The sequence below is a fragment of the Desulfovibrio psychrotolerans genome (genome assembly GCF_013340305.1).
In the GTDB taxonomy this organism is placed as follows: Bacteria; Desulfobacterota; Desulfovibrionia; order Desulfovibrionales; family Desulfovibrionaceae; genus Halodesulfovibrio; species Halodesulfovibrio psychrotolerans.
In genome coordinates this window covers 19,454-35,828 of sequence record NZ_BLVP01000033.1, presented here as the reverse complement: position 1 = coordinate 35,828, position 16,375 = coordinate 19,454, and the positions used below count along the sequence as shown (strand labels likewise).

The 16,375-nt window shown below is 58.8% G+C and carries 8 protein-coding genes; 4 read left to right on the top strand and 4 right to left on the bottom strand.

The window, feature by feature from the left end; translation table 11 throughout:
• Positions 1-4,467 (bottom strand): hemagglutinin repeat-containing protein (locus HUV26_RS13700; RefSeq protein WP_174410701.1); only part of this gene is annotated, 4,467 nt, incomplete at its 3' end.
• Positions 4,468-4,679: 212 nt separating this feature from the next.
• Positions 4,680-6,386, bottom strand: coding sequence for a ShlB/FhaC/HecB family hemolysin secretion/activation protein (locus tag HUV26_RS13695; RefSeq protein ID WP_174410700.1), 1,707 nt, complete (start codon positions 6,384-6,386; stop codon positions 4,680-4,682).
• 1,577 nt (positions 6,387-7,963) lie between these two features.
• Between HUV26_RS13695 and HUV26_RS16860 the strand changes: the two genes are divergently transcribed.
• From HUV26_RS16860 to HUV26_RS13675, 4 genes are all read left to right on the top strand, one after another.
• Positions 7,964-9,388, top strand: coding sequence for an autotransporter outer membrane beta-barrel domain-containing protein (locus tag HUV26_RS16860; RefSeq protein WP_243451401.1), 1,425 nt, complete (start codon positions 7,964-7,966; stop codon positions 9,386-9,388).
• Between the two features lie 255 nt (positions 9,389-9,643).
• Positions 9,644-11,695 carry a sensor histidine kinase gene (locus tag HUV26_RS13685; protein WP_174410698.1) on the top strand — a complete coding sequence of 684 codons (2,052 nt, stop codon included), beginning with the start codon at positions 9,644-9,646 and terminating at the stop codon, positions 11,693-11,695.
• On the top strand, positions 11,682-12,356 hold the full coding sequence (locus HUV26_RS13680; protein WP_174410697.1) for a response regulator transcription factor: 675 nt from the start codon (positions 11,682-11,684) through the stop codon (positions 12,354-12,356). The genes HUV26_RS13685 and HUV26_RS13680 overlap by 14 nt, the downstream gene beginning before the upstream one ends.
• A 649-nt stretch (positions 12,357-13,005) precedes the next feature.
• Positions 13,006-13,200, top strand: coding sequence for a hypothetical protein (locus HUV26_RS13675; protein WP_174410696.1), 195 nt, complete (start codon positions 13,006-13,008; stop codon positions 13,198-13,200).
• Between the two features lie 398 nt (positions 13,201-13,598).
• On the opposite strand, the gene HUV26_RS13670 is transcribed toward HUV26_RS13675, so the two are convergent.
• The gene (locus tag HUV26_RS13670) at positions 13,599-14,402 is read right to left on the bottom strand and encodes a hypothetical protein (protein WP_174410695.1); all 804 of its coding nucleotides are present in this window, start codon (positions 14,400-14,402) and stop codon (positions 13,599-13,601) included.
• Positions 14,403-14,536: 134 nt separating this feature from the next.
• Positions 14,537-16,273: an aldehyde ferredoxin oxidoreductase family protein gene (locus tag HUV26_RS13665; RefSeq protein ID WP_174410694.1), complete on the bottom strand. Its 1,737-nt coding sequence runs from the start codon at positions 16,271-16,273 to the stop codon at positions 14,537-14,539.
• Positions 16,274-16,375 lie beyond the last annotated feature (102 nt).

Genomic DNA, 16,375 nt, shown 5'->3' with positions numbered 1-16,375 from the left:
CACCACAGCGGCATTGCGATGATAGGTAGATTCATAGTCACTGCCCGAGCCGCTGAGCGAGGCATAGGCATTTGCCCCCGCGCCTACACCGTTTGCTCCCACATTGGCCTTTATGCCCCCACCCGCAGATGCGGACACGCTGTCTGTGCTGTAGCGCATGCCCCCGGTGGCAGATTCTATGGTCAAGTCACGCCCGGCTTCCAGTGCTACGTCATTGCCCGCATACACCTGCGCACCCTGAATGGTGATATCCTCATCCGCCTTCAGGGCTACATTGTTACCGGCATATACGGTCGAGGTGACAGGCGTTTCTGTCTCCGTATGCTCCTTTGTCTGGGTAACGGAGAGACCGCCGGTAAGAGAGGCGCTGGCAGAGGTGCTCAAGGCTCCCTGCACGGCGGATACAGCACGTATGGCAGAACTGACCGCCGTAATTCCTTTTGCCGCCGCGCTCCCCTTACCCGCCTGCATGGAAGAAGGCAGATCTGCCAGCTGGCGCACGGTGGAGGTCACATTCTGCTTGGCGGCAAGCTTGACTCCGACCTCAGCCTCCCGGATGAATCGGTCAAGCTCCTCCACATCCTGCGCAGCGGCGATATGAATGTTCTCACCGGCCACCATGGTTACATCATTTCCGGCTTCAACATGCGAAGAAACCTGATTGATATTACGGTTTGCCGTTATGGCAACATCATTCCCCGCGCTTACTACCGACCCCTGATTATACGTTCCTTCCAGACTCTCGCCCTTTTCCACAGACCGGACGCCCCCGCCAACGCTTACCTCATCCTCGCTGAACTTCCAGCTCAGGCCGCTTGTAGTGGTTTTGCTGCGTGTTTCCGATTTGGTAGATTCACGACCGGGAACAAGATTCACATCCCTTCCGGCGGTTATGGCAATATCGTTGCCGGCAGAAAGCTGCGAGCCCACCACTGTGGCATCATTCGCAGCCTGCACGGTGATATCGTTCCCCGCAGAAAGCATGGAACCCACACTGGACTCCGATGCAGACCGGCTCATGGCTTCGGTCGCCCGCGCAACATCAATGCCGCCGCCATGCACCCACAGCCCGCCGGAAGACTTGCTCGTTTCCGTATAGGTATACTGTCTGTCCTGCGCTGCCAGCACGCGCACGTCACCCTCTTGGCTTTGTACGGTGATATCCCTGTCTGCGATCACAGCACTGGCGGAAATGGTCACATCCTTCCTTGCGGTAAGCGAAACGTTCTCGCCCGCAACAGCACTACCCACCTGCGAGACAGTCAGGCTGTCGCTTTTGCTGGAGGACGAAGAAAGAAATCCCTTGCTGGAAGATGTTTTGTGCTGCTCACGTATGTCTTCCACCGACGCAATGAGAATACCGCCCGTTGCGGAAATATAGGTATTGCCATTGGCGGCCACAACGCTGCCCAGTATGGCCACGTCCTGCTCTGTGGCTCCGCTGCCTGCCTTGATGGAAACATTGCCGCCTGCGGTCACTTCTGCGGCGTTGTTGGTCACATAGAATTCACTTTTCTGCGTGGAGCCGCCACCGCCGAAGAAGGTTTTCTTGCTCGAATATTCGGTTTGTGAAGAATACACATCTTGCGTGGCGACTATGGCTATGTTTCCCTCTGCCTCCAGAGCCATGTCATTGCCGGCATGAATACTGCTGCCCGCAACGGTAATTTCTCCCCCCGCCGCAACTGTCAAATCACCCCCCACGGCCACGTTGCTGCCCTTCTGGCGCACGCGCTGCATCTGCCATTCTTCCGTGTGCAGGGTTTCGCCCAGCCCCACGGCACCTATCTCCACATCCTTCCCGGCGGTAAGGGTTGCATCGCCGCCCGCAGCAAGCTGCCCGGCATGTATGCGTATATTGTTCCCGGCCTGAATGGACAAAGAATCCGATGCGGCAATGGTGGCCGCCTGATTAAGCTGTTCTGCAGAACCGGCCCTGAAGGTCTCTGTACGCTTGGACGTTTCGCTAATGACATCCGCCCCGGCCTTCAGGGTCACATCGGTGCCGAGAATTGCCCCGCTCCGGTTAAGAATGGTGCCGGAAGCATCCACCAGCAGGGCCGCGCCCTCCAGCCTGCCGCCCAGATTCTGCACCTCGTCTGCCGTTATCCGCACATCCGTGCCGGTTATGTCCCCGCTGCTGGAAAGATTGGCCGTTTGCAGGCGCACGTCCTTGGCGGCTATTCTGGCCCCGTTGCCCACCACCGTGGCGCGGGAGGCATCGGCAAGATATACCTTGGGCACAAGCACGGTCTGCCCCTCGTATTCCTGCTCCACCAGCCAGACAATATCCTTATCCAGCGCGGCAAGCTGCTCATGCGTAAGCTCAATGCCCACCGTAAGATTAAGCGAAGTGCCAGCGGCAAGGGCGTTTTCCATAAGGGCAATCATCATGTCCGCGTCCGGCTGATCGAAGGAAGCCGTAAGACTGCGGGCGTTCAGTTCAGCAAGCTGCTGCCGCACCATCTGGGTTTCAAAAAAGGCATCGCCGAGCAGCTCTTGATGGTGAGCATCCAAATCCCAGCCCATGCGGCTGAGAAAATACTCTGAGCCGAAAAAGGTACCCATGCTGGAAATGAGGGGGTTGGTCTCCAGCACATACTGCCTGCCCGGAGCAGTAGCCTTTGTAAACAACGACCCCACCCCCGCAACGGCGGTATCCACACGTCCTCCTGCTTCACCGGGGGGCAATCCCGGCCCGTCGGAAGACGAGACAACGCCTTCGTAGTCCGCATTATGCTTTATAGTGTCGTTATCGATTCTGGCAGTGAAGTCGCCGGTAAGCGTACCGCCTGCGGCAATAACCGCCGGAACGGACGATATGGTTTCATACTCGTCATGCGTGGCATAGGAGGGGCTGCCGCCGCTGCTTCCCGCTTTGTAAATGTAGTACGTGCGGTCCGTGTGCTCGATGAAGGAGACAGAAGACCCCTTGTTCTGCAACGTGCCCCCACGCAGTTCCATGTCTTTCTTGGCGGCGATAAGGCCATGATCATTGGTGATCACGGCGGCATCCACAACCATGTTGCCGCCTGCAAGAACCTGCGGGGTGGGCGACTTATCCGCCACAAATTCTTCATATTTGTATGTGGTCTCGGTAAGCCCACGGGCATTGCCGGGGCGCGACCCCCATGTCTTTCCTATATAACTGATAACAGCATCCTTGCCATCAAAACGCGGCACACGGTGTGTGCTCAGCAGCTTCTTTTGAATGTCGATCAGTTCAATCTTGTTCAGAAACGTGCCCGCAGAGATGGAAACATCGCCCTCCAGCGACTGAACAAGCCCCCCCTCGTTAGTAATGGCCACGTTCACGGTGCCGGGCGCGGTGGTCTGGGCATCGCCAAGGGTAAGGTCGCCCTTGGCTACAATGCTGCCTGCCCTGTTGATGAGCGAGGAATCCGCCAGCAGGGTGGTGCTGCCGCCGCTGTAGGTCAGTCCGGCGTTTTCTATGGTGTCTGCCCGAACTGTTATATCCTTCCGGGATACCAGCGTGCTTCCCGCGGCTATGTCCACACTGCCCGCGGTTATGTCCGCCGCCGTGTCTGCCTGAACCTGCCTGAAGGTCAGCCTGCCGTCGGCATGCAGGGTCATATGGTCCGCATTAACCGCGCCCTGCAGGTTAACCCCCACGCCCTTTTCGTTGGCCACAAGCACTATCCTGTCGGCGTACATGCCGCCGAGAACGGAAGAATCAACCGCAATGACGGGGGCGGGGCCGTCTGCCGGGTCTTCGGCAAGCGGCGTGGCTGTCTTCGTGGCGGGAGCATAGCTGTTCCGGCCCGCGATTATGTTCAACTGCTTGGCATGCAGGTCTGCCGCAACGGTGGCTGCGCGGCTGAGAATGGTAAACGAATCCGCCCCCTGTGCGTTAAGCCCGTCTCCCTCTACGGCAACGGTGCCTCTGCGCACCTCTATGCTGTTCAGCGTGCCGCCCGCAATCTGCGGGGTTCCGGTTGTTATCACCGCGCGGGAGGTGTTTATAAAGCCGCCGCCGTTTATGCTCACGCCGTTGGGATTGGCGAGAATGTAGTCGGCCTTGCCGCCGAATATCTCCGTAAACCCGTTAATGGACGAGGGGCGGTTGCTCGTCACCTCGTTCAGAATGGTGCTCGCCTGCCTGCCGCTGAAATTGGGATTGCCCATCACCCCGCCACCCAGCTTGGATATGCCGGGGGTGTTGCTGTTGTTGATGATAACGCCGGGCGTGCCGACATTAAAATCAAGGAACATGTTGTGGGAAAGCCCGCTGGAAACAGGAGCCACAATGTTTACCACCGGCACCCCGTTGGAGGCGGCATCCATGGAGGGACGATTCCCCGCCGGTGCTGCAGGGTCCGGCGTTATCTCTGCGGCTGCTGCCGCAATGGGATACGGAAGGATGAGCGTGCAGACGAGCAGCGCGAGCAGAAGCGTATGGCAGAGGGCCAGAAGCGGCGTACGGGGTGTGTGTGCGGATATGATCATGGCAGTGTTTCCTGTCTGATTGAAAAGTCCGTGTTCTCAGGCGTCACAAGAGATAGCCGGTGGCTGAAAAGGCCATCCGGGCGGGCCGTTCAAACGTGGTGCAATCCCGCGCCCGCATGTCCAGCCCCTGCCTGCGGAAAAGCAGATTCAGGCAGACGCGCATCGCTGAACACAGCGCGGCAACGCGCCGGATGGTCATTTTCACCAACCGGCTAGAAGGTAAATTTGATGGATGCATAGGTGGTCCACGGGTCTCTGCGGATGGATGCGGGCCTGCCCACGGGCTTGCCGGTCATCAGTTCAATCGAGGCGATATCCCCTTGCAGGCGGACGCCTATGCCTGTTCCCTGCAGCATGCCCCTGTCGCGCTCGCGGTCGGTAAGGGGGGGCACGTAGCCCGCGTCGTAAAACAGATAGGGCTGCACAGCAGAAAAAGCCTTGTTCAGGCCCATGTACTCCGGCACGGCTGCTCCCCATCCCAGCTCGTTGCGCATGTAACCGCCCATGTTCGCGCTTACGCTTTCATCGTGAAAGCCGCGCACCGTGTAGAGCCCGCCCACGGATATCTGCTCCGCTCCGTAGAGCGTGCTGGGCGAGTACTGCGCGTAGAGCGAAGAACGCAGCGCAAGGCTTTGCGCAATGGGGGTAAGAGGAACAGAGGCAGACGCCGTGGCAACGTACCTGTCGTATTCCGTGTCCGGTATCCCGCTGAGATGATAAGGATTGCGCTCCGCACCCAGTGTGGCCATTCCGTGATGATATTCCGCACCCAGCGAAAGAACAGACTGACCCACGCGCCGCGAATGCTGAAGACGCAGCGTGGCTGTGGCCAGATCGTAGCTGCTGAGCTTGAGCTTAACTTCGTCTATGAAGTTGGCCACTTCGCGCTTGGTGAGAGACACCCCGGCAATGGTCTTGCTCGCGGCATCGCGGTGCACCACGCGGTCCACTCCCAGCGAAGTGGTAACGGTTTCGCCGGACGAGGTGTATTGCCCGGTCAGACCCTGCAAGGTGGTGGCGTATGTGTAGGAACTGAGGCTGCCGTATACCGTCCAGTAGCCGTAGGGCACAGACATGTATCCGGACACGCTCGAACTGCGCGGTGACGTGCCGCCTATGGCGCGCGCGTCCGCACTGTGGTGGAAAGAGAACTGGTCGTTCAGCCCGATGAGGTTGTCTTTTTCAAAAGACAGGGTGTAGAGGTCGCGCCCGGTGGTGTCCTGTCCGTTGTTGGCAAGCCCGCTCCCAACCCGCCAGCGTTTTTTCGGAGCGTTTTCAATATGAACAACACTTCCCCCCGGCGCTGCTCCCGGCTCCAGCCGCATGCGGGCATCGTTGGAGGGCAGCCGGTTCATCTGGTCCAGCCCCTGTTCCAGATCGCGCAGATTGAGCGGATAGCCCGCAAGACCGGGAAAAGCAGTACGCAGCTGGTTCTGTTGCAGCCCCGATCCGTCGTTGAGGATCAGCCCTTCAACAAACCCTTCAACAACGGCAATGTGCAGCACTCCGCCGGAAAGATCCTGCTCCGGCAAAAAAGCACGTGCGGCAACGTAGCCTTTGTCCACGTAGGCATTGGTAATATCGCGCACCAAGGCGTGCATGTCATCCAGCGAAAGGCACTGCTCCCTGTACGGGGCAAGCAACGCATCCTGCTCGGCGGCAGAAAGCAGCGTTACACCCTCCAGCACAATGGACTGCACACCAAAGCATACGGCAGCCTCTCCCGTAACGGGCGCTGGCGCAGGCTCAGGCAGCTGCAACGGCTCAGGCGGATTCTCGCGGCGCTGCCGAATTTCGCTTTCGCGGTGCTGGCGGCGCTGCTCTTCCTGCTGGATGATCTGATTCTGCTGGCGAAGAATCTCTTGTGCCGGATCGGCAAGCACCGTGGCAGGAAAATACACAAACAACAAGAACGCCATGACACTGCATGGCAACAACAATCCAACTCTCATCCCGACTCCCCAATTCGTGTGTCCCCACGAGGCGTCGATCAGAGCGTTTACCCCCGCCCATCCGTTACTGTAAGGTTATCGGCGTGTCAATCTAAATATCGGCATGTGCATCAGCATGTGTCGCTGTGGCTGATAAAAAATTGGTCAAACTGATTATTGTACGGGAAGCCATAGAGTCTTCATGAAAAGAAAGAGTGCGAGATACGGGGACATGCAAAGCATCGTCTTCGGCTTCAGCCCCCCCCCCACTTGCTCTATCAGCACCGGACCGCAGCGTACGACCATTTGCATACGATGAGTCCTGCAGTTCTTGGAATGGCAAGCGGCACATGCGGCGGAGTCTATCTTTCAACGTACCTGCCGAGTTGCCTCTGTACGTGTTTTCCCGGACAGACGGAAAGTGATGAATGGATTAAGAGGGTTGCAAAACTATCCATGCACGCAGGGATACAGGGCTGCGAGTCGACCTTCAGCGCATCCCGGGGAATTAGTCATGCCGGACAGGCTCCGTTGATTGTCCATGTTCCATCGGCGGGCTGGTGCGTTGTTCGTCTTATTTTTCCTGTCTCGACATTACCGTGCCGCAGGCTGAGGCTGCCTAGATCCGGGTAAAGGCTTTTCTTGACTGGCCAGTGTCGCTTCAACTGCATGCAAAGCGTACACTATGTACCCGAAAGTGTAGATAGAGAAATCAAAGAAAGTATCTGGAGCATGAAATGGATTTTTTCAGAAAGATGACTGGGTTATTGCACGGCATAAACTTGTCGTCACTGCCTCGTATTGTTATGCTGTGTATTGCCGTAGCTTCTCTTGGATTGGTACTTGTGCTTCCGCAGCATAGTCTTGCTGCTACCGTGAATTACACTTCAAATTATAAAGATGTTATAGGAAATGCTCCATTTTTGGATGGGCCTATAAGCATGGGCGGAACAAATAATATAGAAGTACATAAGAATAATATTTATTCATATGGTAATACCGTTAATATCAATGGCGGCGTTGTAGATTTCGGAATATACGGGGGGTATCATAATGGAAATGAAACCAGTGGCAACGTATCATCAAGCGATAATACAGTAACAATCGGATCTGCATTTGCGGGTAACACTAATCTTGATATATATGGTGGATACGCCAGGAGTGTAAACCCTTGGTCAATGACGGCTTCTGATAATACGGTGACCATCAACGGGGGGACAGCGAGTTCCGCATTTGGTGGCTTTGCCTATTTGGGCGGCATGGCCGGACCGGCTACCGCCACGGCTTCCGGCAATAGCGTTACCCTCAACAACGGTTCCCTAAATAATATTGGTGGCGGGTTTGTATCGTCTATGTATCTCCCGGGAACACATTCTGCCTCCGGCAATACCGTTACCATCAACGGTGGCTCTGTCTTCGGGGATGTTTACGGAGGGTATGTCACTGCAAAATATGGCAGAGCAGATGCCATAAACAATACCGTTACCATCAGTGGTGGTTCTGTCTCCGGGTGGGTTTACGGCGGGTGGGCCGATGGGAGTACAGGACAGGCCACAGGTAATACTGTGACCATCAGTGGTTCCCCGGTTTTGACAAACGCAAGGCTTTACGGGGGTGCGGCAGGCGATGGGGTTACTGATGCTTTCAGCGGCAATAGCCTGAATGTAAAAACCACCGGACTAACAGTCAAAGATGTTTATAATTTTCAGTATCTGAACTTCTATCTGCCTTCCACCGTGTCCGCAGGCGATACGGTGCTGACAGTGACCGGCACGGCAGACCTGACCGGCAGCTCGGGGCGGTCTTCCACCGTTAATGTGGGCATTGAGGGCAGCTCTTCGCCCCTGCAGGCCGGTGACACCATAACGCTCATTGACGCCGGAACGCTGGTCACGAACAGCGGGCTCAACTCCAGTGCGAGCGGCACCGGCATGCAGGGCGTGACCCTGAAATACAACTTTGACCTCACAACCGAAAGCAACAAGCTGTTGGCCACGGTATCCGCCGGAACCACGCCCACAGTGAACGAGCAGAGCAAGGCGCTTTCGGAAGGTTTTGTTTCCGGCATGGGCGCGGTAATGCAGGGGGCGGACGTGGCCGCAGCGCAGGGCATGGATTCTGCCGTTGCAGCGGCCAAGGCCGGAGGAGCGGGCGGTGGCGGTGCTCCCGTCGGGTTTGGTGCGCTTTCCGGTGGCTCCGTGCGGCATAATACCGGCTCGCATGTGGATATGCACAGTGTGTCCCTGATGGCCGGTCTGTCGTGGGGGGCCGATACACCGTCCGGCCGCCTGACAGTGGGGCCGTTTGTTGAATACGGCTACGGTTCGTATTCTACCTACAACTCGTTCAGCAATGCCGCTTCGGTGGAAGGAGACGGCAACACCCGTTACCTTGGCGGCGGCATTCTTGGCCGTATGGATTTAGCCAATACCGGCCCCGGCCATATTTATGTTGAAGCCTCGGGCAGGGGAGGCGGCCTGTACAACGAATACGAATCTTCTGACCTGCGCAATGCCGCCGGGCGCAGCGCGGAATACGATTCTTCCTCCAAGTATTACGGGCTGCATCTGGGAACCGGCTATGTGTGGAACATAGCGGAGGATGCCTCGCTTGACCTCTACGCCAAATACTTCTGGACACGGCAGGAAGGCGACTCCGTGACGCTCTCTACCGGCGACCCCATCGACTTTAAGGATGTGGACTCCAGCCGTCTGCGTCTTGGTTCGCGCGTAAGCTACATGGTGAATGAATATCTCTCCCCCTACATAGGCGCGGCCTATGAGCGGGAGTTTGACGGCACGGCCCGCGCCAGCACCAACGGGTATGCCATGAAGGCCCCGTCCATGGGTGGCGATACCGGCACCGGTGAACTGGGGCTCGTGTACACGCCTTCGGCATCGGTGCCTGTGTCCTTTGACCTTGGCGTACAAAACTCTGTTGGGAAGCGTGAGGGCCTGACCGGCAGTTTGCAGTTCAAGTACGAATTCTAAACGCAGAAATACTCTGCGGTTCTGATGAGGCCTTGCACCGGGGGGCTCGCTGCGCATGGTTCTTGGCAGAGCCCCTCAGCACTGCCATGATGGTCTGTTTGTGACGACCTGCCTGTGACGATCTGTGAGTGCCGGTCTGTCAGTCCGGTCTGTTTGTCCGGAACATGTTGGGAGGGTTGAAAGATCACCCCGCCGCATATATGGTCCGCCATGTCGCATGGAGCGCGCGCCTCATTCCACCCCCACGGACCTATGATGAACAGAAACACACCGCGCCCTTCCTTTCCGCTCCGGATGGGCCGGGCATTCCACCCCGTTCCGCCGTTTGTGGCGGTGCTGCTGCTTGCGGCCGCCTTTCTCCTGCTGCCGAGCGACAGGGCGGCGGCAGATGGCCTGCGGGCCGATAACGGCGTGCTGGATCTGCGCGGGTTTGATCCGGCGACCATGGGACCCGCCCGGCTGGACGGTGCATGGGAATTCTACTGGAACCGCCTGCTGACGCCGCAGGATTTTGCTGCAAGCACCGCCCCTTCACCGTCGGGCCTGATTTCGCTGCCCGGCACATGGAGGGGGATGCTCGTAAATGGTGAAACGCTGGGCGGCACAGGGCAGGCAACCCTGCGGCTGCGGCTGCGCCTCTGGCCGGAGGCGGACACGCTTACATTGCGGCTCTTTGACATTCCCATGGCTTACCGGTTGTGGGCCAACGGGCAGCTCGTGGCGGGCAGCGGCATTGTGGGCACGGATGCAGACAGCGAGACGCCTCTGCGATCGCTGGTGCTGGCCCGCATCGCCCCTGAAGGGGAGGATCTGGAACTCGTGCTCCAGATTTCCAACCACCATTTCCGCGCCGGCGGCGTGCCGGAGGGGCTGCGGCTTGCCCTGCCCGGCCCGCTGGAAGCCGAACGCGACAGAATCTGGACCTTTTCTTATTTCTTCGCCGGTTGCCTGCTGATTACGCTGCTGTACCACCTCTTCCTGTTCCATCTGGACCGGATGCAGGTTTCGGCGGGATACTTTAGCGGTTTCTGCCTGTGCATGCTGTGTTACTGCATGTCTTCCAACACGTCTTTCTGGGCCATCAACCGATTCCTTCCGGCCCTGCCGCCCCCTTGGTCCGAATACGTCCCCCTGTTTTTCTATATGGCCTGCGCTCCCATGCTCTTCCGGTTTTACTACTCGCTCTACCCGAAGGTCTTCCACCCCGCCATCCGCTATCTGGTTGACCTTCGCCTTGCGGTATTCTTTCTGCTGCTGTTGACCGCGCCGGACTACCGCGTCTCCCAATACATCGCGTTCAGCATTTTTGTCGGGCTGGGCTGCGCCATCTATTACGTCGTGCGCCTGTTCGTCTGCACACGGCGCGGAATGAGCGGAGCAGGGTTGCTGCTGCTCGGCAGCGGGGTATCCCTGCTCGCCAGCCTGAACGACGGACTCTCTCACGCCAAGCTCATCAACACGCCCTACCTGATACAATTCGGCATACTCTTTCTGGTTGTTACGCAATCGCTGGCCCTGGCCAAGCGCTTCACCCATGCGTTTATATCCGTGGGAAAGCTCTCCGAGGAGCTGGAGCGCAAGAACCGGTCACTCATGGCCGAGATGGAAGAGCGCAACCGGCTTGAACAGGAAGTGATAAACATCAGCGAGGATGAACGCAGGCGCATAAGCCACGAACTGCACGACGGCCTGTGCCAGAAACTCACCGGAGCCCGGCTGCGCGCATCCATCCTGAACAAGCGGCTTGCCGGAACGGACGATGCCACGACCATGGCCAGCCTTGTGGCCCTGCTGGACGCCTCTACCGACGACGCCTACCGCACCTCGCGCGGTCTCTGGCCCGTAGAACACGACCCCGCCATGCCCGGCCCCTCGCTGGACGACCTGGCCCGGCGCATTGCCAAGGATACGGGCATAAACGTACGGTTCGAAATGCGCCGGTACTGCGGGCAATGCACCAATCCCAACATGCGCACGCTGTACCGCATTGCGCAGGAGGCACTGACCAACGCGGCCAAACACGCACAGGCACAGACAATCCGCGTGAAGCTGCGTTGCCCCGCCCAGGACGGCGTGACCCTGACCGTTTGCGACGACGGCATAGGCCGTACGGCCTCCGCACGGAAGGGCACCCGGATGGGAGGGCTTGGCCTTGGCATTATGGCCCACCGGGCCGATGTTATCCACGCCAAGCTGACTATTGAGGACGCACCGCAGGGAGGCACTGTTGTCACCTGCGCAGCCCCGTGCGACAAGCTTGCCTCCCCCACCGCCACAAGGAGAACACTCCCTGATGCTTCCCGCTGACCCGTCCCGCACCCCGGGCGATCTCCGTTTTCTGCTCATCGACGATCATCCCGCCGTGCGGCAGGGGCTGAACCTGCTGTTGGAGTCCAACGGCTACACGCCCGGCGTGGAGGCCGGAACCTGCGCCGAAGCCAAGGGGTGTCTGGAACGGGCCGCCTTTGACCTTGCGCTGCTGGACCTTTCATTGGCCGACGGCAGCGGCCTTGACCTGCTCGCCGATCTGGCCGAACACGGTATCCGCACCCTGGTCTATTCCATGCACGAAGACCCCGGCACCATAGACCGTGCGCTGCGCTGCGGTGCGAACGGCTATGTGACCAAGCGTGAGGAGCCGGGGGTGCTGCTGGAAGGGATAGAGGGCGTGCTGCGCGGTGAATGCTTTGTGAGTGCCCGCGCCGGATTGAGTCTGGATGAAGCGGCTTGCGCTCCGGCAACGGACCCGCTCTTTCTGCTCAGCGATCAGGAACGGGCCATCTTTTCGGCCATGGCGCGCGGTGTGAGCAACATGGAGGTTGCCGAAAGCCTTGGCATCAGCCCGAGGACGGTGGAGACGTATCTGACACGGATGGTCAACAAGCTGGGGCTATCGAACGTGCGTGCCCTGCGCAAATTTGCCATCAACGGGCCGGAGCAGAACCCCGAATCAAGAGGCAGCGTGTAACCATGTGTGGCATTCAAGAGGATATTGGTTCAATCCCGTGCAGTGCCACCACGCGAGTTCAAGCGGGTAGGCTAAATGGCGTAGCCGCTTTTGTGCTGCTGAATGTTTGCAATTGCAGCCGAATCGCCTTTTCGGGGTAGGTGGTTGGGATGATTGGGGCTTGGCCGTGCACTGCTGATGAAGGTTGGACATCCGGCGGCGGAAACGTGCTTTGATCCGAAAGCCATCTTTGAAAAGGGCAACACAGCCAATGATTGTTGCTAGCCTCGCACTCCCAAGCCCGTAAGTTTTTTGTGTTTAGTTAAATGCGATATGAATCGCTGTTTTTCTAGCTGGCTGATTTGTTTGGAGTCATGCTGAGTTATGGAGAGTGCTCTGCTTGCATTCCGATACTCCCCCTCCTTCCGCAGCACGTTCTTCCGCTTGCCCGGGTCGGTAAGCCAGAAGAGTGTGGCTGCGTCTGTTGCTTCCACTATTGGCCTGTGGGCTTGCCCAAACCAATCATTGCGCCCATCACTTCCGTGCTTATGCTTTACGGTAGAGGGGACTCCGGTTCCGCAGCGTGCGCAGGCCGAATAGCCGACCGCATGGCTGACCGAAGTGCAGCCCTTACGCAGAACGCAGGCTGTGACAATTCATGGAGGGCGTTATGAAAATAGCTGTAAGACTTACCTTTTTTGATGAGGAAATCACGAAGATTGTGGAGTATCCCGGCAGGCCGGGCAGTCAGGGCGAGGTTATCCAGTGGCTTATGAGCCAGACGGACTTGCAGTGGACCGACTACGACAGGGCCTCGCAGGAAGATAAGATGCTCTACCATTATGATGAGGGGACCGTGCAGTAGCTGCGCGATTTCTTATGCTGAGCACAGGTGAACGCCTGTCCGCATTGCGGGCAGGCGTTCATTGGGCGGGACTTTGAGTCAACCATGCGGGTGGATGACTCCGGGCGTGAAGGCGATGGAAAAGTATGCACACGCACAAGCCGGAGGGAAAACACAGCCCCTAAGGTTTGGCTCTTTACGTTGCCGGCCGGGATTTCTGCGGCGGTTCCCTTTGCGTTGTGCCCAATCCAGTCCAGTCCAGTTTGGTTCGGTCCGGTCCGGTTTGGTCCGGTTCGGTTCGGATCGGGCAAGTTCCGATCGGTTCGGATCGGTGCGGGCAGGTTCCGATCATATGCCGTTCATATGCCGATCAGGGACTGCCCCAATTCTCACCCCGATGCAGCCCGAAAACGACCTGTTCAGCGCAGGCAGAGAAAGAGATCCTGTGTATCCGTAAGCCCGAGGTAATGGCGGCATCCGGTATCCGCCAGGGTTGCCATGGCTGTTTCCACCCTGCTGCGCGGCAGAGCGCGGCTGCCGCTGAGTTCGGGAAGCATGGCCTGCGGGATGCACATTTCGCTGCCGCAATGTGACAGGGCGTGCAGCCAGCGCAGCAGTCCGTCTGCGGCAAGGGCACCCCTGTCCCGAATCTTCAGGTTCAGACGGGGAATGGCGTTCATGCTGTCCAGCAGCATGGGGTGCACGGCGACAAGGCAGAGATCGTTTTCCCTGCTGATCATAACCTGCTGCAAAAACGAGAACAGAAATTCATAGCGGGCATCGCTGATATGCAGGGTTCCTGCCTCCAGCCTGCGCAGGCTTGCTCTTACGCGCGCCTGCACCGTTTTGCCCACAGAGCGTGAGACCTTTTGCGCCAGTTCGCGCAGCGAGATTCTGACCATGCCCTTGACCGGAACAGCCCGCTGGGTAATGCGCAGGCAGGCGAGCAGCACGTCCAGATCAAACTGGTCCAGACGTTCACCCGTATACAGAACCGTGAACTGCGGCAGGGCGGTTACAAGGGGGTGAAGGCAGACATGCTGGCGGTTTTTGCGCGCATATATGGCCTGAAAACAATCCGAGGCGAACAGCAATTCCGGGGGCAGCTGCATGAACTGCCGTTCCGCAGGGGTTATGGATGCGCCGCCCGCATCGTGCGTGCCGTAGCGCCAGCCTATCTGGATGGGGTCCCTGTTGTGCAGAAAGCCATCGTCATAGAGCATGCTGATTCCCCTTACGCAATGCTGCGTGCGGAATCCGGAAAGGAGTGCCGGGCAACGTGCGGAGGACGTGGCATGCCGTAAACACTCCCTTCCGGACAGCGGCCGGAGCCTTATAACTCCGGCCGCAGGACGTGCTAGAAATTGTATACGGAATCCAGCTCTTCTTCCGGAACGTCAAAGACAACCCCGTGCGGGGCAAGCGGTTCGCGCGTAAAGTAGCGCGGCAGGCGGTCGTGTGCAGGGCCGAAGCCCGCGGCCTTGTTAAAGTCGCGTTCCATGCGCAGGATATCCTGCCCGAGGGCCACAACATCGCCGCCGGTAAGGGTAAGACCGTACATGGCGTTAATGCTGTCTACCATGGCGTCAAAGGTTTCTGCCTGATCAAGAATGGCAAAGGCTATGAACAGGCAATAGCCCGTGGCATCCAGCGCGGCGGTGGCCACCTGCAGGCTGCGGGAAAGCTCTGCCTGTCCTTCGGTGCCGAGAGGGTTTACGTGCCCGCCCACGTTCAGGATGTTGGTGGCCACAGCGTAGCCTGCGGTGTGGTCGGCACCCTGCGTGGTGGTTGCGTAGGTGACGCCCATGCCCTTGACCGCGCGCGGGTCATACGCGGGCATGGCCTGATTCTTGACCACGGGGGCGCGCTCCAGCCCGTAGCACTTGGCCGTGACAGCCGTGCCCGCGCCGAGAATGCGGCCCAGCGGTGTTCCCTTGCCCACCTGATGGATGAGATCGATGGCTCCTTCCTTGTCGCCGAAGGGAATGACGCCCGCTTCCATGGCAACGCCGATGGTGGCGCCCATTTCAATGGTATCCAGCCCGTAGTCGTCATCAAGACGGTCCATCATGGCGATGGCGTCCAGATCGTCGATACCGCAGTTGCCGCCATGCGACCACACGGTTTCATACTCCGGCTGCTTGGTCAGGAAGTTGCCTTCCTTGTCCACATAGACACCGGAGCACTTGATCACGCAGCCCTTGTGGCAACCATGGGTAGGATTGCCGCCGCGCGTGCGTTCCAGTTCGGCCTGCGCCTCGCCGGAAATGTTGCCCGCTCCGTCGAACCGGCCCGTAGAGAAGTTCCGCGTGGGGTAGCCCCCGGCCTCGTTCAGTATGTTGGTGAGAATATTGGTGCCGTATGCGGGCAGCCCGGTACCCGTGACAGGGTGGCCTTTCAGCCCTTCAACGAACTTTTTGTTGGCGGCTTTGAAGGCATCCGGCAGTGCGGGCTTGCGGATGGAGGCGTTTTCCGCATTCACGATAATGCACTTGAAGCCCTTGGAACCCATGACCGCTCCCACACCGCCGCGTCCGGCGTGCCTGGTGGGGCGGAATTCGGGGTCCGTGACCGCGATGGTGGAGTTGGACATGCGCATTTCGCCGGCGGTGCCGATGCTGATAAGCGAAACCTTGTCGCCGAACTCTTCCTGCACCTTGTCGCGCAGGGCGTAGTTGGGAAGCATGCGGTAGCCGTCCGCCGGTTCTACCTTGGCCCCCTTTTCATCGATGACAAGGCGATACAGGGCGTTGCCCCCGGCCTCGCCTTCGAAGATGACCGCAGCATACCCCAGTTTGGCCAGTGCCTGCGCTGCCGTGCCGCCCGCGTTGGCTTCCTTGATGGTGCCGGTGAGCGGGCTTTTGCACCCCACGGACAGACGCCCCGATGTGGCGGCAGCCGTGCCGCTCATGAGCCCGGGAGCGAACACAAGTTTGTTTTCAGGCCCCAGCGGGTGGCAGTCTGCAGGAACTTCCGAGCAGATCACTTTAGAGGTCATGGCTCTGCCCCCCAGCCCGGCATAGGTGCCGATGGGGTGCGTGCTCAGAGTAGGCATTCCGGTGCCGTTGCACCGCACACGAAGAATGGTATTCATGGTTTCTCCTTCCTTGCTGTTACCGCACGTTGCGATCAAAACTGCCCTGATACGCTTCTGCTCCGGCTGCAACTGCGCAGCTGGCCGTCAGCCGGTACCATC